Source organism: Frateuria edaphi (assembly GCF_021117405.1).
Classification (GTDB): Bacteria; Pseudomonadota; Gammaproteobacteria; order Xanthomonadales; family Rhodanobacteraceae; genus Frateuria_A; species Frateuria_A edaphi.
Genome location: NZ_CP088251.1, coordinates 150,353 through 174,713 on the forward strand (window position 1 = coordinate 150,353; position 24,361 = coordinate 174,713).

The 24,361-nt window shown below is 69.1% G+C and carries 20 protein-coding genes; 13 read left to right on the top strand and 7 right to left on the bottom strand.

Going from position 1 to position 24,361, the window contains the following annotated elements; translation table 11 throughout:
* The first annotated feature begins 96 nt into the window (after window positions 1–96).
* The 4 genes from LQ772_RS00735 to rpoH all read left to right on the top strand — a co-directional run bounded on the left by LQ772_RS00735 (window position 97) and on the right by rpoH (window position 3,095).
* The gene (locus LQ772_RS00735; protein ID WP_231323074.1) at window positions 97–933 is read left to right on the top strand and encodes a response regulator; all 837 of its coding nucleotides are present in this window, start codon (window positions 97–99) and stop codon (window positions 931–933) included.
* Window positions 930–1,646, top strand: a complete 717-nt coding sequence (gene ung, locus LQ772_RS00740; protein ID WP_231323076.1) for a uracil-DNA glycosylase — start codon at window positions 930–932, stop codon at window positions 1,644–1,646. The genes LQ772_RS00735 and ung overlap by 4 nt, the downstream gene beginning before the upstream one ends.
* Window positions 1,647–1,701: 55 nt before the next feature.
* Window positions 1,702–2,079: an EF-hand domain-containing protein gene (locus LQ772_RS00745; protein ID WP_231323078.1), complete on the top strand. Its 378-nt coding sequence runs from the start codon at window positions 1,702–1,704 to the stop codon at window positions 2,077–2,079.
* A gap of 164 nt (window positions 2,080–2,243) precedes the next feature.
* A complete protein-coding gene (gene rpoH / locus LQ772_RS00750) occupies window positions 2,244–3,095 on the top strand; it encodes an RNA polymerase sigma factor RpoH (RefSeq protein WP_231323080.1) in 852 nt (283 codons plus the stop codon).
* 283 nt (window positions 3,096–3,378) lie between these two features.
* Here rpoH and tal read toward each other — a convergent pair whose 3' ends face one another.
* The 4 genes from tal to LQ772_RS00770 form a co-directional block, all read right to left on the bottom strand.
* Window positions 3,379–4,332: a transaldolase gene (gene tal / locus LQ772_RS00755; protein WP_231323082.1), complete on the bottom strand. Its 954-nt coding sequence runs from the start codon at window positions 4,330–4,332 to the stop codon at window positions 3,379–3,381.
* 15 nt (window positions 4,333–4,347) lie between these two features.
* The gene (locus LQ772_RS00760) at window positions 4,348–5,649 is read right to left on the bottom strand and encodes an NAD(P)/FAD-dependent oxidoreductase (RefSeq protein WP_231323084.1); all 1,302 of its coding nucleotides are present in this window, start codon (window positions 5,647–5,649) and stop codon (window positions 4,348–4,350) included.
* A 129-nt stretch (window positions 5,650–5,778) separates the two neighbouring features.
* Window positions 5,779–7,944, bottom strand: a complete 2,166-nt coding sequence (locus LQ772_RS00765; protein WP_231323086.1) for a primosomal protein N' — start codon at window positions 7,942–7,944, stop codon at window positions 5,779–5,781.
* Between the two features lie 368 nt (window positions 7,945–8,312).
* Entirely contained in the window at window positions 8,313–9,443 is a 1,131-nt protein-coding gene (locus tag LQ772_RS00770) for a DUF3667 domain-containing protein (protein WP_231323088.1), read from the bottom strand.
* 105 nt (window positions 9,444–9,548) lie between these two features.
* Here LQ772_RS00770 and LQ772_RS00775 point away from each other — a divergent pair, with 105 nt between their 5' ends.
* Together LQ772_RS00775 and sppA are read left to right on the top strand one after the other, a co-directional pair.
* Window positions 9,549–10,964: an MATE family efflux transporter gene (locus tag LQ772_RS00775; protein WP_231323090.1), complete on the top strand. Its 1,416-nt coding sequence runs from the start codon at window positions 9,549–9,551 to the stop codon at window positions 10,962–10,964.
* An 18-nt stretch (window positions 10,965–10,982) separates the two neighbouring features.
* On the top strand, window positions 10,983–12,857 hold the full coding sequence (gene sppA / locus LQ772_RS00780; protein ID WP_231323092.1) for a signal peptide peptidase SppA: 1,875 nt from the start codon (window positions 10,983–10,985) through the stop codon (window positions 12,855–12,857).
* A gap of 131 nt (window positions 12,858–12,988) precedes the next feature.
* Here the strand turns inward: sppA and LQ772_RS00785 are convergent, their stop codons facing one another.
* Window positions 12,989–13,198, bottom strand: coding sequence for a hypothetical protein (locus LQ772_RS00785; protein WP_231323094.1), 210 nt, complete (start codon window positions 13,196–13,198; stop codon window positions 12,989–12,991).
* A gap of 80 nt (window positions 13,199–13,278) precedes the next feature.
* Here LQ772_RS00785 and LQ772_RS00790 point away from each other — a divergent pair, with 80 nt between their 5' ends.
* On the top strand, window positions 13,279–14,061 hold the full coding sequence (locus tag LQ772_RS00790; RefSeq protein ID WP_231323096.1) for an SDR family oxidoreductase: 783 nt from the start codon (window positions 13,279–13,281) through the stop codon (window positions 14,059–14,061).
* A gap of 78 nt (window positions 14,062–14,139) precedes the next feature.
* On the opposite strand, the gene LQ772_RS00795 is transcribed toward LQ772_RS00790, so the two are convergent.
* Both LQ772_RS00795 and LQ772_RS00800 read right to left on the bottom strand, forming a co-directional pair.
* Window positions 14,140–14,802 (bottom strand): DUF4124 domain-containing protein, encoded by a 663-nt coding sequence (locus LQ772_RS00795; protein WP_231323098.1) that lies wholly within the window; start codon window positions 14,800–14,802, stop codon window positions 14,140–14,142.
* Between the two features lie 176 nt (window positions 14,803–14,978).
* On the bottom strand, window positions 14,979–15,920 hold the full coding sequence (locus tag LQ772_RS00800) for a DegV family protein (protein WP_231323100.1): 942 nt from the start codon (window positions 15,918–15,920) through the stop codon (window positions 14,979–14,981).
* Between the two features lie 226 nt (window positions 15,921–16,146).
* Here LQ772_RS00800 and LQ772_RS00805 point away from each other — a divergent pair, with 226 nt between their 5' ends.
* The 6 genes from LQ772_RS00805 to LQ772_RS00830 all read left to right on the top strand — a co-directional run bounded on the left by LQ772_RS00805 (window position 16,147) and on the right by LQ772_RS00830 (window position 24,347).
* On the top strand, window positions 16,147–16,938 hold the full coding sequence (locus LQ772_RS00805) for an AMP nucleosidase (protein WP_231323102.1): 792 nt from the start codon (window positions 16,147–16,149) through the stop codon (window positions 16,936–16,938).
* A 272-nt stretch (window positions 16,939–17,210) separates the two neighbouring features.
* The gene (locus tag LQ772_RS00810) at window positions 17,211–19,001 is read left to right on the top strand and encodes a thiamine pyrophosphate-requiring protein (RefSeq protein ID WP_231323104.1); all 1,791 of its coding nucleotides are present in this window, start codon (window positions 17,211–17,213) and stop codon (window positions 18,999–19,001) included.
* Window positions 18,998–20,146: an enolase C-terminal domain-like protein gene (locus tag LQ772_RS00815; RefSeq protein WP_231323106.1), complete on the top strand. Its 1,149-nt coding sequence runs from the start codon at window positions 18,998–19,000 to the stop codon at window positions 20,144–20,146. The genes LQ772_RS00810 and LQ772_RS00815 overlap by 4 nt, the downstream gene beginning before the upstream one ends.
* Before the next feature lie 160 nt (window positions 20,147–20,306).
* On the top strand, window positions 20,307–23,459 hold the full coding sequence (locus LQ772_RS00820) for an FAD-binding and (Fe-S)-binding domain-containing protein (protein WP_231323108.1): 3,153 nt from the start codon (window positions 20,307–20,309) through the stop codon (window positions 23,457–23,459).
* Between the two features lie 64 nt (window positions 23,460–23,523).
* A complete protein-coding gene (locus LQ772_RS00825) occupies window positions 23,524–23,970 on the top strand; it encodes a PPC domain-containing DNA-binding protein (RefSeq protein WP_231323110.1) in 447 nt (148 codons plus the stop codon).
* Entirely contained in the window at window positions 23,967–24,347 is a 381-nt protein-coding gene (locus LQ772_RS00830) for a sensory rhodopsin transducer (RefSeq protein ID WP_231323112.1), read from the top strand. Before LQ772_RS00825 ends, LQ772_RS00830 begins: the two co-directional genes overlap by 4 nt.
* Window positions 24,348–24,361 lie beyond the last annotated feature (14 nt).

Here is a 24,361-nt window from a genome sequence, read left to right on the forward strand (position 1 = left end):
GTGACCGCCTTCGCAACCCGTGCGAGGCGTGATGGTGCAAGATAGCCCCGGGTGCGCGCGGGGCGTACACGGGGTTCGGATGTGGATGGGTGGGGCATGAATGCAGACGTTGGCAGCCGCAGCGCCGGCACCGCTCCGCGGGTGCTGGTGGTGGACGGCTCCAAGGTGGTGCGCCAGCTGATCACGCGCGTGCTCAAGGCCGAATTGCCGGAAGCCGAACTGGTCGATTGCGGTAGCGGCGCCGACGCGCGCGAACTGATCGAGCGGGGCCCGTTCGACTTCATCACCATCGCATTGCGCCTGCCCGACATGGATGGCCTGGAACTGGCGCGCCACGTGCGCGAATCGGCCCAGGCCTATGTGCCGATCGTGGTGGTTTCCGGCGATGTCGACGCGCGCCTGCACAAGCGCGAGCTGGGCGACGTCACCGATTATTTCGACAAGTCGCTGGGCTTCCAGGCTCTGGCCGATTTCATCCGCGGCTACGTGCGGCCGGAAGCGACCGCCGAGGGCACCGTGCTGTACGTGGAGGACAGCCGCGTAGTGGCGCTGGCCACCCGCCGCATGCTCGAGAAGATCGGCCTGACCGTGCGCCACGTGGTCAGCGTGGAGGACGCCCTGGCCATGCTGGAGACCGATCGCGCGCAAGGCCGGATCGGCGCCGACGTGGTGCTCACCGACGTCAGCCTGAAGGGCGAGCTCACCGGCGGCGACCTGCTCGAACGCATCCGCAGCCAGTTCGGCTACGGCAAGGGCGCGCTGCCGGTGCTGGTCATGACCGGCGACGAGAACCCGGCCAACCAGGCCGCGTTGCTCAAGGCTGGCGCCAACGACCTGGTCGAGAAGCCGGTCGAGGAAAAGCTGCTGGTCACCAAGCTGTTGTTCCAGTTGCGGGTGGCCCGGCACCTGCGCCAGCGAACCCAAGGCGCGTGAGCGACACCGAAGAAGCCGAACGCGTCCGCCTGGAGCCTTCCTGGAAGGCGCGCCTGGGCGATTACCTGGAACGACCGGACATGCGCGCGCTGGCGGATTTCCTGCGCACCGAAAAGCGAGCCGGCAAGGTGCTCTATCCGCCCGGGCCGGAGATCTTCAACGCCTTCGCGCATACGCCCTTCGACAAGGTGCGCGTGGTGATCCTGGGCCAGGATCCCTACCACGGCCCCGGCCAGGCACATGGATTGTGTTTCTCGGTGCGGCCCGGCGTGCCGGTGCCGCCTTCGCTCAACAACATCTTTGCCGAGATTGCGCGCGACCTTGGCATCCCGCGCCCCGACCACGGCTGCCTTACGCCGTGGGCCGACCAGGGCGTGCTGCTGCTCAACAGCGTGATGACGGTCGAGCAGGGCCGCGCCGGCGCGCACCAGAACAAGGGCTGGGAAGGCTTCACCGATGCCGCCATCGCGGCGCTCGACCGCGAACGCGAGGGGCTGGTGTTCATGCTCTGGGGTGCCTATGCCCAGCGCAAGGGCCGACTGGTCGACCCGAGTCGCCACCTGGTGCTGAGCTCGGTGCATCCCTCGCCGCTGTCGGCCCATCGTGGCTTCATCGGCAACGGCCATTTCTCGGCCGCCAACCGTTACCTGGAAAGCCGCGGCCAGGCTCCGGTCGATTGGTCGCTGCCGCCGCGTTCACGGCTCGCTGCTTGACGCTGTAGGACTGGCGTGGAAGTGTCGATCGAAGTGACACGACAAGGAGTACGTCATGTGCAAGCCGATCGGTTTCCTGGTGATTTTCGCGGCCGCTGCGATGCCGGTGGCCAGTGCGGCAGCCGATGAGGTCGGCTCTCGCCTGCAACTTCCGTCGTTCGAGCAGGTCGATGCCAACCACGACGGCGTGCTCAGCCGTTCGGAGCTTCCCGACGGCCTGCAGGACATGCGAATGCATTTCAGCCAGTACGCGTACGCGGACAACCGGATCTCGCGGCAGACGTATGCGCGGTACGCGTCTTCCGGGGAGCGGCGGCTGACCTCCGCGCCGAGGACATTCCTGGAACCCCGCGGTCGAATGGCGCCGCCACAGTCCTACCGCCGGGCGGATACCCCTGGCGCCACGCCGACGCCGCCGGTTCACAAGCGTTAGATCGCCCATGTGAACAATGGCCCGATGGCCGGACGACGAGGGCTGGCGATGCCGCCCGCATTGCTGTACGATTCGGTACATTAAATCTCGCAGCGAACTTTTCAGCCTTTTAGCACTCTCAATACCGGAGTGCTAAGCTGCGATTTACTTGCCGGAGGTTCCACATGTCCCAAGCCTTGGTGACCGCCAACCTGCCGATCCCCAGCGTCGTTGGCAGTCTGGACGCCTATATTTCCGCCGTGCACCGCATCCCGGTGCTCAGCCATGACGAGGAGCAGGCGCTGGCGCGCCGCTTCAACGAAGAAGACGACCTGGGTTCGGCCAGGAAGCTGGTGATGTCGCACCTGCGTTTCGTGGTGCACGTGGCCCGTGGCTACTCGGGCTACGGCCTGCAGCTGGGCGACCTGATCCAGGAAGGCAACATCGGCCTGATGAAGGCGGTCAAGCGCTTCGACCCGGACCAGGGCGTGCGCCTTGTCAGCTTCGCGGTGCACTGGATTCGCGCCGAGATGCACGAGTTCATCCTGCGCAACTGGCGCATCGTCAAGGTCGCCACCACCAAGGCGCAGCGCAAGCTGTTCTTCAACCTGCGCAAGAGCAAGAAGCGCCTGGGCTGGATGAACGCCGAGGAAGTGCGCGTCGTGGCCCGTGACCTGGGCGTGCCGGAGGCGACCGTGCGCGAGATGGAATCGCGCCTGTCCGGCCGCGACATCGGCTTCGAAGCGCCTGCCGACGCGGACGACGATGCCAAGCCGGCACCGGCGGCCTTCCTGGTCGACGACGGCGCCGATCCGTACGACAACGTGTCCGACGCCGACCAGGCCGACAACCAGCTGGAGACGCTCTCCAGCGCACTGGCCAAGCTGGACGAACGCTCGCGCGACATCATCCAGCGCCGCTGGCTCAACGAGGACAAGGCCACGCTGCAGGATCTGGCCGACGAGTACGGTGTTTCGGCCGAACGCATCCGTCAGGTCGAGGCGAATGCGATGAAGAAGATGCGCGCCCTGTTCTGACAAATGCCGTCACGGCAAACGAAAAAGCGGCCCTCGTGGCCGCTTTTTTTTTGCGTTCCTGCACAGCCGGCCATCAGCGATGGGGCTGGGAACGACTGACCAAGCAAGGCCAAGCCGTTTCTTAAGGTGCCCGAGCGCCGGCCGGCGATCGGAAGCCCGCACCCGAGCCAGGTCGCGGCGGGCTCCCGCAATGGCGACAGCAGGATGGCGTTCTTGCCGGGATCCCTGCGAGTCCCGGCCCCTTGCCCGGCCCTCTCCCTGGCGGGAGGGGGAGCAAGGCGCGTCAGAGCCGCTCGGCCAACAGCTTTTCCAGCTGCCGCTGGTCGGCCGCGAACTTGCGGATGCCTTCGGCCAGTTTGTCGCTGGCCATCGCATCCTCGTTCATGCCCCAGCGGAAGCGCGCCTCGTCGACGGCCGGGGGACGTTCCGTGCGGGTGCCATCGTCGGCCATGCGGCGCGGCAGCGGCTCATCCGATCCATCGAGTTCCGCCATCAGGTCGGGACTGATGGTCAGGCGGTCGCAGCCGGCCAGGGCCTGGATCTGGCCGACGTTGCGGAAGCTCGCGCCCATCACCACGGTCTCGTAGCCGTGGGTCTTGTAGTAGTGGTAGATGCGCCGCACCGACTGCACGCCCGGGTCTTCGTCCGGCGCGTACTGCTTGACCCCGGTGTTGGCCACGTACCAGTCCATGATGCGGCCCACGAACGGCGAGATCAGGAACACGCCCACCTCGGCACTGGCCACCGCCTGTTCGAACGCGAACAGCAGGGTCATGTTGCACTGGATGCCGCGCCGCTCCAGTTCGCGCGCGGCGCGCACGCCCTCCCAGGTCGAGGCCAGCTTGATCAGCACGCGGTCGCGCTTGATGCCGGCGTCCTCGTACAGCCCGATCAGCCGCTCGGCCTTGGCGATGCTGGCGTCGGAGTCGAACGACAGCCGCGCATCCACTTCAGTGGAGACACGGCCGGGGACCAGCTCCAGGATCTTGCGCCCGACCGCCACCGCGAGGTGGTCGCCGGCATCGACCAGCTGCTGTTCGCGCGAATGGCTTTTGGCCCGCGCCCATGCCAGCGACTCCTCCAGCAGTGGGGCGAAACTGCTCTGCGTGACCACCTTGAGCAGCAGCGACGGGTTGGTGGTGGCGTCGACCGGACGCCACCGGGCGATCGCATCGACGTCGCCGGTGTCGGCGACGACGGTGGTGTATTGGCGCAGTTGTTCGAGTTGGGAGGGCACGATGGGGTCCGGGTGTCAGGGGATGTCGGAGGGGCGTTCGTCCGCGGTGGGCACGTCGTCCGCGTCGGCACCGGTGACGATGCGGGCGTGGCGCTCGTAGGTCCAGTAGGCCCAGGCCCAGTCCAGCAGCACCACCAGCCGGTTGCGGAAGCCGATCAGGAAGTAGATGTGGGCGACGAGCCAGACCCACCACGCCGGCGGGCCGGAGAGCCGCAGCCGCCCGAATTGTGCCACCGCGGCCATGCGCCCGATGGTGGCGAGCGCACCCTGGTCGCGGTAGTGAAACGGAGCGGGCGTCGACTCGGCGTCGACGCGCGCGCGGATGCACCGCGCGACGTGGTGGCCCATCTGCTTCGCTGCCGGTGCCACGCCCGGCACCAGCGAACCGTCCGCGCGCTCGACGCAGGCCAGGTCGCCGATCACGAATACGTCCGGATGGGAGGGCAGGCTGAGGTCGGCCGCGACGCGTACGCGGCCGGCGCGATCGACGGGGGTGCCAAGGCGGCGGCCCAGCGGCGAGGCGGCCACGCCGGCCGCCCACAGCACGGTACGGGCGGCCAGCGGCGTATCCTGCAGGCACACGCCGGCGCCGTCGATGGCGGTCACCGCGGTGCCGGTGCGCACTTCCACGCCAAGGCGCTCGAGCTGGTGGTGCGCCTTGGCCGACAGTGCCGGATCGAACGCCGCCAGCAACCGCGGACCGGCCTCGACCAGCACAACGCGCGCACTGTGCGGCGTGCTGCGGCGGAACTCGCGCGGCAGCGTGTGGCGGGCGATCTCGGCCAGCGTGCCGGCCAGCTCCACGCCGGTCGGGCCGCCGCCGACCACGACGAAGTTCAGCCAGGCGCGGCGCTCGGCCAGGTCGTCCTCGCGCTCGGCCCGCTCGAAGGCGAGCAACACGCGGCGGCGGATCGCGAAGGCATCGTCCAGCGTCTTCAGGCCGGGTGCCCAGCGCGCCCACGCGTCGTGGCCGAAATAGGCGTGGGTGGCGCCGGTGGCGACGACCAGGAAGTCGTAGTCCAGCGTCTCGTGGACGAAGCGCACGCGGCGCGCCGTGAGGTCCACGTCCAGCGCCTCGTCCAGCAGTACGGTCACGTTGTCCTGCTTGCGCAGGATCTGCCGCAAGGGCGCCGCGATCGAGGGCGCAGAGAGCCCCGCGGTGGCGACCTGGTAGAGCAGCGGCTGGAACAGATGGTGGTTGCGCCGATCGATCAGGGTGACGCGCACGGGCGCACCGGCGAGGCCGCGGGCGGTGGCCAGGCCGCCGAAGCCGCCGCCGAGGATCACGACGTGGGGAAGCGTCGGGCCATCGTCCATGGGCTTTGCCTCATGCAAGGATGCGTCCGCCCATTGTCCCACCTCGAGGTGCGGAAGCCGAATGCCCCGCCATGCGCGATCCACCGCGCGGTCGCGCACAGGTGCGCTCGCGCTCGGATCAGGGCACCGTCAGTAAAGGTCGATCGGATCGACGTCGATCGACCAACGCACCTTGCGCGCCGATGGCAGCGCCGCCAGCGCGTGCTGCCATGGCCGCAGCGCGGCATGCAGCGGACCGCGGGTGTCGGCCTCGACCAGCAGCTGCCCGCGATGGCGCCCGGCGCGCAGCGGCATCGGCGCGGGCATGGGTCCGGCGATGCGCAGCGCCGGATCGTCCGGCAGCGCCGCGTGCGCCTCGGCGAGAAAAGCATCGACCGCCGCGCGCTGGTGCGCCTCTACGCGCAGCAGGGCCTGGTGGCTGTAAGGCGGCAGCAGCGCATCGCGACGTTCGGCCAGCAGTTCGCGCGCGGCCGCGGCGTAGCCGTGCGCGAGCAGGCCGCGCAGCAGCGGGTGTTCGGGATGGTGGGTCTGCAGCAGCACGCGGCCAGGCTTGCGCGCGCGCCCGGCGCGGCCGGCCACCTGCACCACCAGTTGGGCGAGTCGCTCGCCCGCGCGGAAATCGATGCTGTGCAGACCCTCGTCCACGCCGACGATGGCGACCAGGGTGAGGTTGGGCAGGTCGTGCCCCTTGGCCAGCATCTGCGTGCCGACCAGGATCGCGGGCGCGTCGTCCTGCAGCCCGTCCAGCAACTGCTCGAACGCATCTCGGCGGCGCGTGGTCTCGCGGTCGATGCGCAGCACCGGCACGTCGGAAAAGCGCGCGGTGAGCGCTTCCTCCAGCCGCTCGGTGCCTTGGCCCTGGGGCTTGAGCTCGGCACCGCCGCAGGCAGGGCAGGCCGGTGGCACGCCCGCATGGCGGTCGCAGTGGTGGCAGACCAGCGTGCGGCGTTGCGCGTGCAGGGTCATCGGGCGCTCGCAGCGCGGGCAGTCGGCATGCCAACCGCAGGCGTGGCACAGCAGCACCGGCGCATAACCGCGACGGTTGCGGAACACCAGCGCCTGTTCGCCGCGGCCGACCGCCTCGGCCACCGCCGCCAGCAGCGCGGGCGACAGGCCGTGGTCCAGCCGCTGCGCGCGCATGTCCACGATCTGCACCTGCGGCGGGCGCACCGCGCCGGGCCGCGCGCGCAGGTGCAGGGAGCGGTAGCGGCCGACCTCGACGTTGGCGAGCGTCTCCAGCGACGGCGTGGCCGAGCCCAGCAGCACCGGAACGCCCAGCGCGCGGCCGCGCACCAGCGCCAGGTCGCGGGCGTGGTAGCGGAAGCCTTCCTGCTGTTTGTAGGCGCCGTCGTGTTCCTCATCGACCACGATCAGGCCGGCCTGCGGCAGTGGCGTGAACACCGCCGAGCGGGTGCCCAGCACCACGCGCGCCTCGCCGTTGCGAGCGCGCAGCCAGGCGCGCGCGCGTTCGCCCTCGGCCAGGTTGGAATGGATCACTTCCACCGGCACGCCCAGCCGCTCGCGCAGGCGCCGGACGGTCTGTGGTGCCAGGCCGATTTCCGGCACCAGCAGCAGGGCCTGCCTGCCCGCCGCCAATGCCTGGGCGATCAGCGCCAGGTAGACCTCGGTCTTGCCGCTGCCGGTGACGCCATCGAGCAGGAACGGCTGGAAGTGGCCGGCGGCGCCGGCGACCGCCGCCACGGCGGCCTCCTGTTCGGCGCTCAGCGGCGGGGCGGGTGAGGGCGCCGGCTCCGCCGCTTCGGGTTCACGCTGCTCGACCAATGCCGCCTCCAGTAGGCGTCGCGCGGCGGGTCGCCAGCCCGGCAGGGCGAGATCCAGCTCGGCGGCGCCCAGCGGCGCCGCGGCGAGCAGGTCGAGCAGCGCCCGGCTGGAGCCGCGCCGGCTGCCCGCATCGCGCGCGCTCTGCCCGGCCACGGTGAGCGCGTAGCAGGGCTCGGTGGTTTCCGGCAGCGGTCGCGGTTCGCGCAGCGCCAGCGGCAACGCGTTGGCGTAGGCCTCGCCCGGCGCCGCAAGCCAATAGTCGGCCGCCCAGGCAAGGGTGTGCATCAGTTCGGCATCGAGCAACGGGCCCCCGTCCAGCACCGCCAGCACGGACTTGAGCCGCACCCCGTCCACGGCCGCCTCGACGTCGGCGGCCACGACCACGCCCACCATCTTCTTGCGTCCGAACGGCACCAGCACGCGGCTACCGACCGCCACGCCGCCGGCGGGCGGCAGATAGTCGAACAGGCGGGCGAGCGGAACCGGCAGGGCAACGCGGACGACGGCGGGCATGGACACCTCGTGGGCAGCCCAGTGTAGCGGCTCGCCCGCGGTCTCCTGCGGCCGGCCGGGGGAGTGCTGCCCGGTCATCTAGGAATCTTTCCTAAGTGACTCTCCCCCGACGGAAATTTCCCTTATCCACAAAGGCTGTGGATAAGTCTGTGGACGGGCCGGGGAGAGTGCTGTCAAAGCCCTGTCACAGTGGCCCTCGGGCACGTGCTGGGCAAAAAATAACCAGCAAATTTAGCTTTTTGAAATCAACGACTTGCGGTATGGCGTGTGATGGTGTTCACGTTCTGCTCATGGTCCCCTAAGCGGCCTTGACAGTTCCACGACGCTGTGCAAAACCGCCTCGACAGGCATTTCCGGACGCCGGTCGCTCAGTGGCCCGCGCCCATGACCGCAGCCACCAGCAGGACGCCCCCCAAGAGCCAGAAGTAGCACCAGCCCACGCACCAGTACTTGAGCAGGGTCATCGGCCAGCCCTGGCGGTAGACACGCTTCTGCATCATCAGCAGATAGGCGGGCATCCACAGCAGGATCGCGGTCTGCAGGTAGTCCACACCACGGCCGGCCCAACCCGCGTGCGGTCGAAGCCAGCCGGCGAACATGCCCAGAAGGGTGGCCAGCAGGAGTGCGAGGAACAGGAAGGCGTGGCTGTGCAGGGCGACAATGAGATGCTCCATGTAAAGCCGTCGCCTGAAGACATAGAACAGCTTCAGCAGCAGCGCGAACAGCGGCACCATCACCACCATTGCCTGGGGCAGTACCGCGAAAACGCCGGTGATCAACCGCTCCCGGGCCAGTTGGCGGGCGTCGGGGTCCTCGCTGCCGAAGGCCTCTTTGAAGTTCGCCTTCGTGCGGTGCAGATACACGTCCACGCGGTCGTTCATGAACTGCGGCAACCAGCCGACATGGAAGGTCTGCCCGTCCAACTTGCTGCTCAGGTGTACCGGGCGCGCCGGCGGGGCGCCCAGTTCGGCCTCGCGCTTTCTGGCGGCTTCGCGCAACCGATTCTCGGCCACATCGATCCCGGCGCCGGCAACCGCCGGGGCGCTCTTGCGGGCCGCTTCCAGCCCACCGATCTGCTTGGCCAAAGCGGCCTGCACTTCCTGTGGGGTACGCGCGTCGGCGAACGGGTTGCTGGCGGTGGAGTCGGTCTGTACCGCTGTGGCGAGACTCTTGTTCACCACGGCATTGACCGCCAAGTGCACGGCGAAAAAAGCCAGCAGGCACAGCACGAACATCAGCCGGAACGGCGCCACGTAGCGCTGCCGCCGGCCGGAGAAGTACTCCATGGTGAGGAAGCCGGGCCTGGTGAGCAGCGGCGGCACCGTGTGCAGGATGCGTCCGTCCACGTGCAGGAACATGTCCATGCCGTCTTCGAGCATGTGATGCACCGGCTTGAGCACGCTGTGCATGGACTGGCCGCAGTGGTGGCAGAACTCGCCCTCCAGTGGCGTGGCGCAGTTGGCGCAGTGCAGTTTGCCGGCTTCGATCAGCTCGTTCATCGGGAGGCCGCCCCTGGGAAAGCGTGCGATCTTGGCACAGCGCGCCTGCCGGGGCAGCCCCGGCGACTGGGCTAGAATGGCGCGCCATCCCTGGATGCCGAACCCATGAAGACCATCGACCGCGCGCGCGTCGTGCACGAGGTCGGCGCCACCGTGCGCCTGGCCCTGCCGCTGGTGCTCGCGCAGCTCGCCGCGGTGGGCACCAACGTGGTCGATGCGCTGCTGTCCGGGCATTTCAGTGCGCATGTGCTGGGCGCGGTGGCAGTGGGCACCAGCGTGTGGACGCTGGCGATCGTCAGTGGCATCGGCGTGATGATGGCGGTGCCGCCGTCGGTCGCGCAGCTCGATGGAGCCAACCGGCGATCGGAGGTCGGCGCGGTGTTCCGCCAGGCGCTGTGGCTGGCGGTGATCCTGGGCGTGCTGCTGTGGTTCGGCGTGCGCCATGCCGAACCGCTGGTCAACCTGATCGGCGTCACGCCGGGCCTGCGCCACGACGTCAACGAATTCCTGCACGCGATCAGCTGGGGCGCGCCGGCGCTGGCCTGTTACTTCACCCTGCGCGGGCTGTCCGAGGGGCTGTCGCTGACGCGCCCGTCGATGATGTTCAGCCTCGGCGGCCTGGCCGTCCTGGCGCCGCTGGGCTACGTGTTCATGTTCGGCAAGCTCGGGCTGCCGCCGCAGGGCGCGCGCGGCTGCGGCATCGCCACGGCCCTGGTGTTGTGGCTGGAGATGCTGGGCTTCCTCGTCTACGTGCTGTGCCATCGCAACTACCGCGGGCTCAACCTGTTCGAGCATTTCGAATGGCCGCACTGGAAGCGCATCGGCGCGCTGCTGCACATCGGCCTGCCGATGGCGGTGACGTTGCTGGCCGAGGCGGGGTTGTTCGTGGCGACCGCGCTCCTGATCGGCACCATGGGCGAGAACGTGGTGGCCAGCCACCAGGTGGCGATCAACGTCGCCTCGGTGTTCTTCATGATCCCGTTGGGGCTGGCCATGGCGATCACCGTGCGGGTCGGCAACGCGGTGGGTCGCGACGACGCGCGCGGGGTGCGCTATGCCGGCTTCTGCGGCATCGGCCTGGCCCTGCTCACCCAGCTGCTCTCTGCCGCGGTGATGCTGGGCCTGCCGCATGCGATCGCCTCGCTGTATACGCGCAGCGCGACGGTGATCGACCTGGCCGCACAGTTGCTGGTGCTGGCGGGACTGTTCCAGTTTTCCGACGGCATCCAGGTCGCTTCCAACGGTGCGCTCAGGGGCCTGAAGGACACCCGCGTGCCGATGGCGATCACCCTGTTCGCGTACTGGGGCGTGGGCATGCCGGTGGGCTGGTGGCTGGCGTTCCGGCATGGGCTGGGCGCGCGCGGCATGTGGATGGGGCTGATCGCGGGCCTCAGCGTGGCGGCGGTGCTGCTGTTCGCGCGCTTCTGGCGCAGCGCCTGGCGGCACCGCTGGCTGGCGACCCCCCCGGAAGACACCATGACGGTGCGTTCCCAAGCGGTTACGCTCAACGATCATCTCTAGCATCAGCGACAACGACCCATGAGCACCCCGCCGCCCCTGCGCCGCCCGAACGGATTCTGGGCCTTCCTCTGCGTGATCGGCCGCGGCTTCAACGTGGTGCGGCTGGTGATCCTCAATCTGGTGTTCTTCGTGCTGCTGTTCGTCGTGCTGCTGCTCCTCGGCGGCGTGGCGGGCAGCCGCATGGCGCACACCATCAAGGACTCAAGCGTGCTGGTGCTCCAGCCCAGGGGCGAGTTGGTCGAGCAGTACAGCATCGAGCCCCTGCAGCGCGCGCTGGAGAGTCTCTCCGGCGAGCCGCCCAAGCAGTTGCAGATGCGCGACCTGGTCGGCGCCATCGACGCGGCGGCCACGGACAAGCGGATCAGCCGCATCCTGCTGCTGCCGGACGAACTCAAGGGCGGCGGCTTCGCCGCGCTGCGCGAGGTGGGCGCGGCGCTGGACCGTTTCCGCGCCGCCGGCAAGCCGGTGATCGTGTGGGGCGTGAATCTCGACCAGGGCCAGTACTACCTGGCTGCGCACGCCGACCGCATCCTGCTCGACCCGCAGGGCGGAGTGATGATCACCGGCCTGGCGAGCTACCGGCTGTTCTACAAGGACCTGCTCGACAAGCTCGGCGTGGACGTGCACCTGTTCCGCGTCGGCCGCTACAAGAGCGCCGCGGAGCCCTACATCCTCGACCACGCCTCGGACGATTCCAAGGCGGCCGACCGCTTCTGGATGAGCGGGCTCTGGGACGAATACATCGACGAGGTGGCCAGGCTGCGCCGGCTCGATCCGGCCACCTTCCGCGCCGACATCGACAACCTGCCCCAGGCGATCGAGCGCACCGGCGGCGACCTCGCCCAGCTGGCGCAGGACGAGCATCTGGTCGATGGCACCGCCACCCGCGCGCAACTCGACGCGATGATGCGCAAGGCCGGCGTGCCGGCCGGCGACAAGCCGCAGGAGGGCTTCCGCCAGGTGAGCCTGGCGCGCTACGTCGCCAACCTCGAACATGACAGCCCGTTCGCCTCGGGCGTGGCCGTGGTGGTGGCCGAAGGCGAGATCGTCGGCGGCCGGCAACCGCAAGGCAGCGTCGGCGGCGAGTCCACCGCCGCGCTGATCCGCGCGGCGCGGCAGGACCGGCGCACCAAGGCGCTGGTGCTCCGGATCAATTCCCCCGGCGGCGAGGTCTATGCCGCCGAGCAGATCCGCCGCGAGGTCGAGCTGACCCGCAAGGCCGGCATCCCGGTGGTGGTCTCGATGGGCAACGTGGCCGCCAGCGGCGGCTACTGGATCGCGATGAACGCCGATCGCATCTATGCCGACCCGAACACCATCACCGGTTCGATCGGCATCTTCGGCATGTACTACGCGGTGCCGGGCACGCTGGAAAAGATCGGCATCCACAGCGACGGCGTGGGTACCGGCCCGATGGCCGGCGCGTTCGACATCACCCGGCCGCTCGATCCGCAGGCGGGCCAGGTGATCCAGGCGATCATCAACAAGGGTTATCGCGACTTCGTGGGCAAGGTCGCCCAGGCACGCGGCAAGAACTTCGAGGCGATCGATGCGATCGCGCAGGGTCGCGTGTGGACCGGCCGCCAAGCACTCGAGCGCGGGTTGGTCGACCAGCTCGGCGGCCTCGATGCCGCGCTCGACCAGGCCGCGGCGCTGGCGAAGCTGGGCAAGGGTTACCACGTGCACTACGTCGAGGCGCCGCTTGGCGGCTTCGAGCAGTTCCTGGTCGGCATGAACCAGAGCGCGATGGTGCAGATGGCGCAGGGCTATGGCCTGCGGCTGCCGTCATGGCTGGCCGAACTGCCGCAACTGGCCCCCGAGCTCAAGCTGCTGCGCCACGCGCAGGCCGGCCGACCGAACGTCTACGCCTATTGCTTCTGCGCAGCGCGCTGACGCCGCCCTGATCCTTCCCGGTTACGGGGAAGGGCGCCCAGAGGCGGAAATGGGGAAGGCCTTGCGGAAGGCCCATCCTGGCCAGCTGGAGCGCGTAGGGTGGGCTTCAGCCCATGGTGCACCCTGCGCGGTCACTGCTCCGCGTCGTCCAGCGCCTTCTGCTGCTCCTTGGCGCGATCGTCGACCAGCTTCTGCACGTCCTTTGCCTTCTGCTCGTCCTTCTTCATGTCGTCCCACGGCGCGGCCACGCGCTTGGATGCAGCGGTGGCCTGCGGTTCGGGCGCCTTGTTCGAGCAGCCGGCCAACGCAAGCAGGCAGGCGAGTGGCAGCAATAGCTTCATGGTGGTTCCCCTTGTCGACCGGACTTCAGTGTCCCGCCGCCGCGCGATGGCGGCAAGCGCATCGGCTAAGCTCTGCGCCCATGAACCTGCGCACCGACGCCTGGCAGCTCACCGGCCACACCGCCCTGATCACCGGCGCCAGCAAGGGCATCGGCCTGGCCGTCGCGCGCGAGCTCGGTGGGCTGGGCGCGGACCTGCTGCTGGTGGCCCGCGACGACGTCCACCTGGAGCAGGTACGCGCCGAACTGGCCGAGGACCTGCCCGGGCGCGAGGTGCTGGCCTTCGGCGCCGACCTGACCGAGGAAGAGGAACGGCTGGCGGTGTTCGACTGGATCGCCGACCTGGACGCGCCGGTCTCGCTTCTGGTCAACAACGCCGGCGGCAATGCGCCCGACGCTACGCTCGCCTACGACAGCGCCGACTACCGCGCGATCTTCGAGCAGAACCTGTTCAGCGCCTTCGAGATGTGCCGGTTGGCGCATCCGCACCTGGCCGAGCACGGCAACGCGGCGATCGTGAACGTCGGTTCCGTTTCCGGCGTGGTGCATGTACGCACCGGCTCGCCCTACGGCATGGCCAAGGCCGCGCTGCACCAGCTCACCCGCAACCTGGCGGTGGAATGGGCGGTGGACGGCATCCGCGTAAACGCGGTGGCACCCTGGTACATCCGCACGCAACGCTCGGAGCCGGCGCTGGCCGACGCGGATTACCTGGAGGAAGTGCTCGATCGCACGCCACTCAAGCGCATCGGCGAGCCGGAGGAAGTGGCCGCCGCGGTGGCCTTCCTGTGCCTGCCCGCGGCCGGCTACATCACCGGCCAGGTGCTGGCGGTGGATGGCGGGTTCCTGAGCTTCGGCTTCTGACTTCCGCATGGTGGGCTTCGGCCCGCCAGGCGCGCAGCCGCGAGGAGCGGTCGGCTGAAGCCAATCCTGCAAAGGCCGTCAGTCGCCGCAGTTGGTCAGTTGCGCCTGCAGCTGCGCCTCGCGTTTCTCCAGCGGCGGGCGCTGGCTCTTGAAGGCGTTGCCGAGCTTGTGCTCGTTCTGGTCGTAGGCGTCCTGCAGGGCCTGGCAGGTCTCCTCGACGTCCATCTCGCGGCACTGGTCCTGCACCCAGACGTAGTCGTTGGCGACCATGCCGGAGGTGACGCGCCCGCGGTTGGCTTCCGGCGCGGAGATGCCCGCCGCGCCACGGTCGGGGCCGTACACCTCCGACAGTGGCAATTGTTCGGCCCCGAGCACGCCGTAGGGCGCCTGGTAGGGCGGCGGGTTGCCGTTGTCGCTCAGGTAGGTCTTGCCGTCGGTGGCGCGCACGCAGGTGTACATCAGCGGCAGGGGCGCGGAAGGGGCGCGAGCCGGTGGCGGAGCGGCGGGTTCCGGCGGCGCCCCGGAGGTCGGCGGGGCGGCCGGCCGCGGCGCCGCGGGGGCATCGGCGACCTGCATCGTGCGTTGCTGCTGGCCGGCGCCGCAGGGGGTGTCCTGGTAGATCACCCGGCCGTCGGCGGTGGTGCACTCGTAGATCGTGGTGGCCGCTGCATTGCCGCACCACGCCAGTCCGGCGAAGAGCAGGCCGAGGCCCAGCAAAATGGAAAGAGGCGGGCAGCGCATGGGGCGATTGTAGGACCGGGACGAGTGAACCGGGCGGCTGAAAATCCCCTGCGCGGTCGCGCCGGAGGGAGGCGGCCGCCGATCGCCTTGTCCCGTCGTCTCCCGCGAGCCCGACCTCCCGCGCCAGCCTCCCATTTGATAAAGGATGCGGGAGCAGGCGCGGGCGCAGTCTGAGGCTAGAAATCGGGCTCGTGTTCCTCGGCGGCGAAGCCCAGCGTCACCGCGCCCTCGCCCACGTTGACCATGCCGGTGATGCTCATCGGCGCTTCGAGCAGTGACACGCCGGTCTCATCGCACGCCTGGCGCAGGGCGTCGTAGCCGGGCAGCTTGGCCAGTTCGGCCAGGTTGCCGCCGTAGCTGACGCAGACCACCGGCACCATCAGGCCGGCGCGCACGCGCCTGGTGGCATAGCCGAACAGCATTTCGGCGCCGTGCTCGAAACCGCGCACCTTGCCGACCGGGCCCGTCTCGCCGCGGAAGCAGCGCAGCAGCGGCTTGATGTCCAGCGCCGTGCCGACCACCGCGCTGAACAGGCTGACGCTGCGGTCGCCACGCTTGCGGGTGCGGCTGCGCAGGTGGTGCAGGTCGCGCGGCAGCATGTAACCGTAGGTATGGTTGGCGACCACGCCCAGGCGCTCGCGGATCGCCGGCGGCGCTTCGCCGGCCTGGATCAGCCGCGTCGCCTCGAACACCGCGGGGCCCTCACCGGCGAACACGTTGCGCGTGTCGACCACGCGCATCAGGAACGGGCCCGGCACGCCGGCGCGCTCGCGCACCTCGCGGTAGTTCTTGAGGATCGCGAAACTGGCCTTGAGCACGTGCTCGTGGATCGGGCTGCGCGTGGCGGTGATGGTCAGGCAGAACACGCAGTCCTGCTCCAGCACCAGCTTGTCCAGGAACATCCGTTGTACGTCCTCGACCGAGCACGGTTCGGTCTCGGCCGCGTGGGTGCCGGCCAGCTTCATGTACAGGAAGCGGTCGATCTCCTCCTGGTTGCGGTCGTCCTTGAACACGCTTCCGTCGAGCTTCACGATGATCGGCATCACCGCGATGCCGTGTTGCTCGAGGAACGCCTGCGGAAGGTCGCAGGACGCGTCGATAGCCAGCCCCATCCGCATGTGTCATTCCCCCTGGTCAATGACGCGTCGAACATAACACGCACGTCAATATTGCGACTTGGGTCATGGTGCGCGGTTTCCACTTGGGTTATCGGCTGCTTGCGCGAGCGCTTGAGTGACGATCCGGTGCACGCACCGTAGAATGCCCGCACTCGAATGGCTCCTGCCGGCGTGGCGTCGCCGGCGCGCGCATCGCGATCGCGGTGCGTTTCCCTTCGGATACACCATGAAAGACAAGCAAGCGATCGTCTCCAACTGGCTGCCGCGGTATACCGGCACGCCGCTGGAACAGTTCGGCCAGCACATCCTGCTGACCAATTTCGGCCTGTACGTGGACCTGTTCGCGCAGTGGCATGGCGTGGAAGTGCAGGGCCGTGACCGGCCGATGCCCAACGCCACCGCCGACGGCATCACCCTGATCAACTTCGGCATGGGCAGTCCCAACGCCGCCACGGTGATGGACCTGCTCAGCGCGGTGCAGCCGCACGCGGCGCTGTTCCTGGGCAAGTGCGGCGGCCTCAAGAAGAAGAACCAGCTTGGCGACCTGGTGTTGCCGATCGCCGCGATCCGCGGTGAAGGCACCTCCGGTGACTACCTCCTGCCCGAGGTGCCGGCCCTGCCGGCGTTCCAGCTGCAGCGCGCGGTTTCCACCATGATCCGCGACCTCGGCCACGACTACTGGACCGGGACCGTCTACACCACCAACCGGCGCGTGTGGGAACACGACGAGGCGTTCAAGGACTACCTGCGCCGCACCCGCTGCATGGCGGTGGACATGGAGACGGCGACCATCTTCGCGGCGGGCTTCGCCAACAAGATTCCCTGCGGCGCGCTGCTGCTGGTGTCCGACCAGCCGATGGTCCCCGAGGGCGTCAAGACCGAAGCCAGCGACCGCAGCGTGACCGAGAAGTACGTCGAGGCGCACATCCGCATCGGCATCGAGGCGCTCAAGCTGGTCCGCCGCAACGGGCGCAGCGTCAAGCACCTGCGCTTCGAGGACGAGATGGAAGGCGACTGATGCCTTGAAGCCCTCCCCTTCGGGGGAGAGGCCAGGGCGCGCAAGAATCTGCGCCGCGGATTGCGTCCGCATCGCGCCGCTTTCACCCGCAGATGACCGCCTGCGCGGCAAGGTGGGGGAGTCCGATCCCCAGCGCGTGTCGGCGTCGACGTTCGTCCGTTCCGCCGATCCTTGCCAGACCCCCACCGCTCTGACAGGCACGCGCTCCCCGCGCGAGGCGAACCCTTGCGCCCGTCCCGCGGCGCCCCGCGCCCGCAAGGAGCCAGCAACCCATGAGCGAAACCGTCGGCGATTTCATCCTGCAGCGCCTCACCGACTGGGGCATCCGGCGCATCTTCGGTTTCCCGGGTGATGGCATCAACGGGATCATGGGCGCGATGGGCCGCGCGGCGGAGCGTTTCGACTACGTGCGCGTGCGCCACGAGGAAATGGCCGCCTTCATGGCCGGCGCGCATGCCAAGTTCACCGGCGAGATCGGCGTGTGCATGGCCACCTCCGGCCCCGGCGCGATCCATCTGCTGAATGGTCTGTACGACGCACAGATGGACCACATGCCGGTGCTGGCGATCGTCGGCCAGTCCGCGCGCAGCGCGATCGGCAGCGACTACCAGCAGGAAGTCGACCTGCAGGTGCTGTTCCAGGACGTCTGCGGCTACGTCGAAACCGTGCTGTCGCCGGTGCAGGTGCGCCAGGTGATGGATCGGGCGATCCGCATCGCCGCCGCGCGGCGAACGGTCACCTGCGTGATCGTGCCCAACGACATCCAGGAACTGCCGGCGGTCAGGCATCCGCCGCGCAAGCACAACGACGTCTACACCGGCGTGGGCTACGCCAACCCTTGCCCCGTGCCGGGCGACGAAGACATCAAGCGCGCCGCCGACATCCTCAACGACGGCCGCAAGGTGGCGATCCTGATCGGCGCCGGCGCCATGCATGCGGGCGACCAGGTGGTCGCGGTGGCCAACCGGCTCGATGCCGGCATCGCCAAGGCACTGCTCGGCAAGGCCGCGCTGCCGGACGACCTGCCCTTCGTCACCGGCTCGATCGGCCTGCTCGGCACCAAGCCGAGCTGGGACATGATGAACGATTGCGACACCCTGCTGATGGTCGGCACCACCTTCCCGTACTCCGAGTTCCTGCCCGAGGAAGGCCAGGCACGCGCGGTGCAGATCGACCTCGACCCGCGCAACGTGTCGATGCGCTATCCGACCGAAGTGAACCTCATCGGCGACAGCGCGCAGGTGCTCGAACGCCTGCTGCCGCTGCTGCGCCCGAAGGAAAACCCGGACTGGCGCGAGCGCATCGAACTCAACGTGCGCAAGTGGTGGCGCGACCTCGAAGCCAAGGCGATGCAGCCGGCCAACCCGATCAATCCGCAGCGCATCTTCTGGGAGCTCTCGCCGCGCCTGCCCGACAACACCATCATCTGCGGCGACTGCGGCTCGCACACCAACTGGTACGCGCGCGACGTGAAGATCCGCAAGGGCATGATGGCCTCGCTCTCGGGCAAGCTGGCCACCATGGGCAGCGGCATGCCCTATGCGATCGCGGCCAAGTTCGCCTACCCGGAACGCCCGGTGCTGGCGATCGTCGGCGACGGCGCCATGCAAATGAACGGCAACGCCGAGCTGATCACCGTCAAGCAGTACTGGAAGAAGTGGTCCAACCCCTGCTTCGTGGTGATGGTGCTGCACAACGACGACCTCAACCAGGTGACCTGGGAGCAGCGAGCGCTGGGTGGTGACCCGAAGTTCTCCGAATCGCAGGACGTGGAGGAGTTCTCCTACGCCAAATACGCCGAGCTGCTCGGCTTCAAGGCGATCCGCGTCGACCGGCCCGAGGACCTGGCCACCGCGTGGGAGCAGGCCTTCGCCGCCGACCGGCCGGTGCTGCTGGACATCATCAGCGACCCGGACGTGCCGCCGCTGCCGCCGCACATCACCTGGAAGCAGGCCAGGGATTACATGACCGCACTGGCCAAGGGCGATCCGGACGAGGGCGGCATCATCAAGCAGAGCCTGCGCCAGGTGCTCGCCGGCATCCTGCCGAACAATTCCCGATGAACGACGCACGGCCCGCGCCTGTCGCGACCGTTCCCGCAACGCGCCGCATCGCCCGCATCGAAGTGGATGCCTATCGCATTCCCACCGATGCGCCGGAGGCCGACGGCACCATCGCCTGGGATGCGACCACCATGGTGCTGGCGCGGGTGTCGGCCGGTGGGCATACCGGCCTTGGCTGGACCTACGCCCATGCCGCGGCGGGCGCGGTGATCGCCGACCCGCTGCGCGACGTGCTGCTGAACCAGGACATCGACGACATTCCCCGCGCGTGGGCCTCGATGAACCGCGCCTTGCGCAACATCGGGCGGCCCGGCGTGGGCCTGATGGCGATCGCCGCCGTCGACGTGGCGCTGTGGGACCTGAAGGCACGCCTGCACGGCACTTCGGTGGTGCGCCTGATGGGCCGCGCGCGCGAGGCGGTGCCGGTGTACGGCAGCGGCGGTTTCACCTCCTATTCGATCGGCCGCCTGCAGGAACAGCTCGCCGGGTGGGCCGGTGAGGGCATGACGCGGGTCAAGATGAAGGTCGGCACGCACCCGGATGACGATCCGTCGCGCGTGCACGCCGCGCGCGAGGCGATCGGCCCGGCGGTCGAACTGATGGTCGATGGCAACGGCGCCTACGAACGCAAACAGGCGCTGGCGCTGGCTGGTGGTTACGCCCGCGACAGCGTGGGCTGGTTCGAGGAGCCAGTGTCCTCAGACGATCTCGAAGGGTTGCGCCTGCTGCGCGACCGCGCGCCAGCCGGCATGGATATCGCCGCCGGCGAGTACGGCTGGGATGCCTGGTACTTCCGCCGCATGCTTCGGGCCGGCGCGGTCGACGTGCTGCAGGTCGACGCTACCCGCTGCGGCGGCTTCACCGGCTTCCTGCAAGCGGCCGCGCTGGCGCGCGGCTTCGGCATCCCGGTCTCGGCGCACTGCGCGCCACACCTGCACGCGCACGTGTGCAGCGCAATCGGGCACCTCAAGCACGTGGAGTATTTCCACGACCACGCACGCATCGAGTCGATGTTCTTCGACGGCCTGCCGGCGCTGCGCGATGGTGCGCTGGTGGTCTATGCGGACGCGCCCGGGCTGGGCCTGACGTTCAAGCAGCGCGACGCGGAGCGTTACCGCATCGCTCCGGAAGGACTCCTGACATGACCGCCAGAACACGCCATGGCCAACAAGGCCGCTCCCTCGGCCGGAATCCCTGCAGGAGCGCACCCGGTGCGCGACCGCCCGAAGCGGCATGCCCACGGGCGCGCACAGGCTGCGCTCCGACAGGAGAGTCAGCGGGTTACTTGCGGGGAGGGGCGACATCATGACCAAGCAGCGGGAGCACGGCTCCGTCCCTTCGTTCCCCCGCAAACCCGACGCTTCCGGCGCCGAGGCGGCCGCATCGTCCACCGATGGCCGCGGCCGCCAGGACAGCCACCGCGATGCCGCGGTGCTGCCGCTGGCGCCGCCGCGCGTGCGCCACTCGCACAGCAACCGCTTGGCCTTTTCCAGTGCCGCCGCCGCCGTGCTGGCGCAGGACCTGGCCGCGGCGCTGGAAGGCGAGGTCTGCTTCGACGACGGCAGCCGTGCGCTCTACGCCACCGACGGCTCGATCTATCGCCAGGTGCCGATCGGCGTGGTCAAGCCGCGCCACGCCCGCGACGTGATCGAAACCCTGCGCATCTGCCGCGAACACGACGCGCCGGTGCTCTCGCGCGGCGGCGGCACCAGCCTGGCCGGCCAGTGCTGCAACACCGCGGTGGTGATGGATTTCTCCTACCACCTCAACCAGATCGTCGCGATCGATCCGGAGCAACGTCGTGCGCGCATCGAACCGGGCTGCGTGCTGGACGACCTGCGCGACCAGGCGGAGAAGCACCACCTCACCTTCGGCCCGGATCCGTCGACACACGCGCACAACACGCTGGGCGGCATGATCGGCAACAACTCCTGCGGCGTGCACTCGGTGATGGCCGGGCGCACTGCCGACAACGTGCATGCGCTGGAGATCGTCACCTACGACGGCCTGCGCATGCGCGTCGGGCCGACCAGCGAAGAGGAGCTGGAACAGATCATCCGCGAGGGCGGCCGGCGCGGCGAGATCTACGCCGGCCTCAAATCCATCCGTGACCGCTACGCCGACCTGGTCCGCGCGCGCTATCCGAAGATCCCGCGCCGCGTCTCCGGCTACAACCTGGACGAATTGCTGCCCGAAAACGGCTTCAACGTGGCGCGGGCGCTGGTCGGCACGGAAGGCACCTGCGTGACCATCCTGGAGGCCGAGGTGCGGCTGGTGCCCAGCCCGCCGGTGCGCTCGCTGCTGGTGCTCGGGTACCCGGACGTTTTCGAGGCCGGCGACCACGTGCCGCAGATCCTCGCCTTCGGCCCGACCGGCCTGGAAGGCATCGACGACGCGCTGATCGCCGACATGAAGCGCAAGGACATGCACCCGAAGGACCGCGCCCTGCTGCCGCCGGGCGGCGGCTGGCTGATGGTCGAGTTCGGCGGCGACTCCAAGGACGAAGCCGACGGCAAGGCCCGCAAGCTGATGCAGGCGCTCAAGGCCGAGGACCACCCGCCGAGCATGAAGCTGTTCGACGACCCGGCCGAGGAAGGCATGCTGTGGACGATCCGCGAGTCGGGCCTTGGCGCCACCGCGCGCGTTCCCGGCCAGCCGGACGGCCATCCCGGCTGGGAGGACGCCGCCGTCCCGCCGGACAAGGTCGGTCCCTACCTGCGCGACTTCCGCAAGCTGCTCGCCAAGTACACCTACACCTGTGCGCTGTACGGCCATTTCGGCGACGGCTGCATCCACTGCCGCATCGCGTTCGACCTGTCCACGCCCGAGGCGGTGGCGCAGTGGCGCGCCTTCATGGACGAGGCCTCCGACCTGGTGTTGTCCTACGGCGGCTCGCTCTCCGGCGAGCATGGCGATGGCCAGGTGCGCGCCTCGTTCCTGCCCAAGATGTTCGGCGACGAGCTGGTCCAGGCCTTCGGCGAGTTCAAGGCGCTGTGGGACCCGCGCGGGCGCATGAACCCCGGCAAGGTGGTCGATCCCAACCCGATGGACGCCGACCTGCGCGACGGTCCGGGCTACCAGCCGCCCAAGCTCAAGACCGCATTCGCCTTTCCGGCCGACGGCATGAGCTTCGCGCAGGCGGCGCGCCGCTGCGTCGGCGTGGGCAACTGCCGCAACAAGCACAAGAACGTGATGTGCCCGAGCTACCGCGCCACCCACGAGGAGAAGTGGAGCACGCGCGGGCGCTCGCACCTGTTGTTCGAGATGCTCGAAGGCGACCCGTTGAAAGACGGCTGGCGCAGCGAGGCGGTGCGTGACGCGCTGGACATGTGCCTGGCCTGCAAGGGCTGCAAGAGCGACTGCCCGGTCAACGTGGACATGGCTACCTACAAGGCCGAGTTCATGCATCACCACTACGAAGGCCGCCTGCGCCCGCGCGCGGCCTATGCGATGGGGCGCATCTTCGACATCGCCCGCGTCGCGTCGCACGTGCCGTGGCTGGCCAACGCGATCCTGCAGACGCCCGGACTCTCGCACCTGGCCAAGGCGATCGGCGGCATCGCCCAGCAGCGCACGATGCCGCGGTTCGCCAGCGAGACCTTCCGCGACTGGTTCGCCGCGCGCGAAAAATCCCGCATGCGCGGCCCGGAAGTGCTGCTGTGGCCGGACACGTTCAACAACTACCTGCACCCTGATCCACTCAAGGACGCGGTCGGCGTGCTGGAGGCGGCCGGCTACCGCGTGGTGGTACCGCAGGCGACGCTGTGCTGCGGGCGTCCGCTGTATGCCGAGGGCATGCTGGACAAGGCACGCGCGCAGCTTTCGGACATCCTCGATGCGCTCTCGCCGCACATCGACCGCAGCGTGCCGGTGGTCGGGCTCGAGCCCTCCTGCGTCGCGGCGTTCCGCGACGAGCTGCCCAATCTGTTCCCGGGCGACGAACGCGCGCACTGGCTCTCGCGCAACACCTTCCTCTTCAGCGAGTACCTCGACCGTGTCGGCTACGCGCCGCCGCAGCTCAAGCGCAAGGCGCTGGTGCACGCGCACTGCCACCACCACGCGGTCATCGGCACCGATGCGGAAAAGCGGCTGCTCGCCAAGGCAGGGTTGGACTTCGAACTGCTCGATGCGGGCTGTTGCGGCATGGCCGGCTCGTTCGGCTTCGACGCGAAGAAAGTCGACGTCTCCCTCGCGATCGGCGAGCTGGAACTGCTGCCGGCCATCCGCGCGGCCGATCCGGACACGCTGATCATCACCAACGGCTTTTCCTGCCGCCAGCAGATCGGGCAATGCACCGGCCGCACCGCGCTGGACGTGTCGCAGGTGCTGGCGATGGCGCTGGCGCAGGGCACGTCCAACCTCGACCCGATTCCCCGCCGCGAGCGCGAAGCGCCGCTGCCCTCGGCGCGGCCGGAGCCCGGACGCGGGGGCGAGGGGTGGGGAGGGCACGCAAGGTGAGGATGGACCCGATGCCCCTCGATCCTGCTCCACCTGGCCGGCCACCACGCAGGAGCGCCAATCCATGCATTACCAACTGATCCACCAGGGCGACACGCGCACCTGGGCCGTCGTGCTCGAGACCGGCGACGAGGCCAACGCCTGCCTGCTCGCCTTTGCCAGGGCGCAGCAGCTGTCGGCCGCGCACCTGACCGCCATCGGCGCCTTCCAGCGCGCGGTGCTGGGCTATTTCGACTGGGACGCCAGGGACTACAAGCGCAACCCCGTCGACGAACAGGTGGAAGTGGTCTCGCTGATCGGCGACGTGGCGCTCAAGGACGACGAACCCCGGCTGCACATGCACGCGGTGCTGGGCCGGTCCGACGCCCGCGCGCTGGGCGGCCACCTGCTGGAGGGCCACGTGCGGCCCACGCTGGAAGTGATCGTCACCGAGGCGCCCGCGCACCTGCGCCGCCGCCACGACCCGGTCTCGGGTCTTGCATTGATCCACCTCGACAAGGAGCTGCCATGACCACGCCAGAACCGATCGGCCAGCGCCGCTGGGCCATCGCCGAGGGCTACATCCCGCCCGGCGGCACGCATGCGGACGATCCGCGTTTCCTGAGCCACGAAACCGCCTGCCTGCTCAACACCAACGCGCAGGACGCGCAGGTGACCCTCACCATCTACTTCAAGGATCGCGACCCGGCCGGTCCCTACCGCGTCACCGTGCCGGCGCGGCGCACGCTGCACCTGCGCTTCAACGACCTGACCGATCCCGAGCCGATCCCGCGCGACACCGATTATTCGAGCGTGATCGAGTCGGACGTGCCGATCGTGGTGCAGCACACGCGGCTGGATTCGCGCCAGGCCGCGCTCGCGCTGCTTTCCACCATCGCCTACAGCTGATCCTGCAGGCACCG

Excerpts from the sequence above, each read along its gene's own strand:
- LQ772_RS00735 (WP_231323074.1), top strand. The coding sequence starts at position 97 with ATGAATGCAGACGTTGGCAGCCGCAGCGCCGGCACCGCTCCGCGGGTG.
- LQ772_RS00745 (WP_231323078.1), top strand. The coding sequence starts at position 1,702 with ATGTGCAAGCCGATCGGTTTCCTGGTGATTTTCGCGGCCGCTGCGATG.
- rpoH (WP_231323080.1), top strand. The coding sequence starts at position 2,244 with ATGTCCCAAGCCTTGGTGACCGCCAACCTGCCGATCCCCAGCGTCGTT.
- LQ772_RS00760 (WP_231323084.1), bottom strand. The coding sequence starts at position 5,649 with ATGGACGATGGCCCGACGCTTCCCCACGTCGTGATCCTCGGCGGCGGC.
- LQ772_RS00765 (WP_231323086.1), bottom strand. The coding sequence starts at position 7,944 with ATGCCCGCCGTCGTCCGCGTTGCCCTGCCGGTTCCGCTCGCCCGCCTG.
- LQ772_RS00770 (WP_231323088.1), bottom strand. The coding sequence starts at position 9,443 with ATGAACGAGCTGATCGAAGCCGGCAAACTGCACTGCGCCAACTGCGCC.
- LQ772_RS00775 (WP_231323090.1), top strand. The coding sequence starts at position 9,549 with ATGAAGACCATCGACCGCGCGCGCGTCGTGCACGAGGTCGGCGCCACC.
- sppA (WP_231323092.1), top strand. The coding sequence starts at position 10,983 with ATGAGCACCCCGCCGCCCCTGCGCCGCCCGAACGGATTCTGGGCCTTC.
- LQ772_RS00785 (WP_231323094.1), bottom strand. The coding sequence starts at position 13,198 with ATGAAGCTATTGCTGCCACTCGCCTGCCTGCTTGCGTTGGCCGGCTGC.
- LQ772_RS00790 (WP_231323096.1), top strand. The coding sequence starts at position 13,279 with ATGAACCTGCGCACCGACGCCTGGCAGCTCACCGGCCACACCGCCCTG.
- LQ772_RS00795 (WP_231323098.1), bottom strand. The coding sequence starts at position 14,802 with ATGCGCTGCCCGCCTCTTTCCATTTTGCTGGGCCTCGGCCTGCTCTTC.
- LQ772_RS00800 (WP_231323100.1), bottom strand. The coding sequence starts at position 15,920 with ATGCGGATGGGGCTGGCTATCGACGCGTCCTGCGACCTTCCGCAGGCG.
- LQ772_RS00805 (WP_231323102.1), top strand. The coding sequence starts at position 16,147 with ATGAAAGACAAGCAAGCGATCGTCTCCAACTGGCTGCCGCGGTATACC.
- LQ772_RS00810 (WP_231323104.1), top strand. The coding sequence starts at position 17,211 with ATGAGCGAAACCGTCGGCGATTTCATCCTGCAGCGCCTCACCGACTGG.
- LQ772_RS00815 (WP_231323106.1), top strand. The coding sequence starts at position 18,998 with ATGAACGACGCACGGCCCGCGCCTGTCGCGACCGTTCCCGCAACGCGC.
- LQ772_RS00820 (WP_231323108.1), top strand. The coding sequence starts at position 20,307 with ATGACCAAGCAGCGGGAGCACGGCTCCGTCCCTTCGTTCCCCCGCAAA.
- LQ772_RS00825 (WP_231323110.1), top strand. The coding sequence starts at position 23,524 with ATGCATTACCAACTGATCCACCAGGGCGACACGCGCACCTGGGCCGTC.
- LQ772_RS00830 (WP_231323112.1), top strand. The coding sequence starts at position 23,967 with ATGACCACGCCAGAACCGATCGGCCAGCGCCGCTGGGCCATCGCCGAG.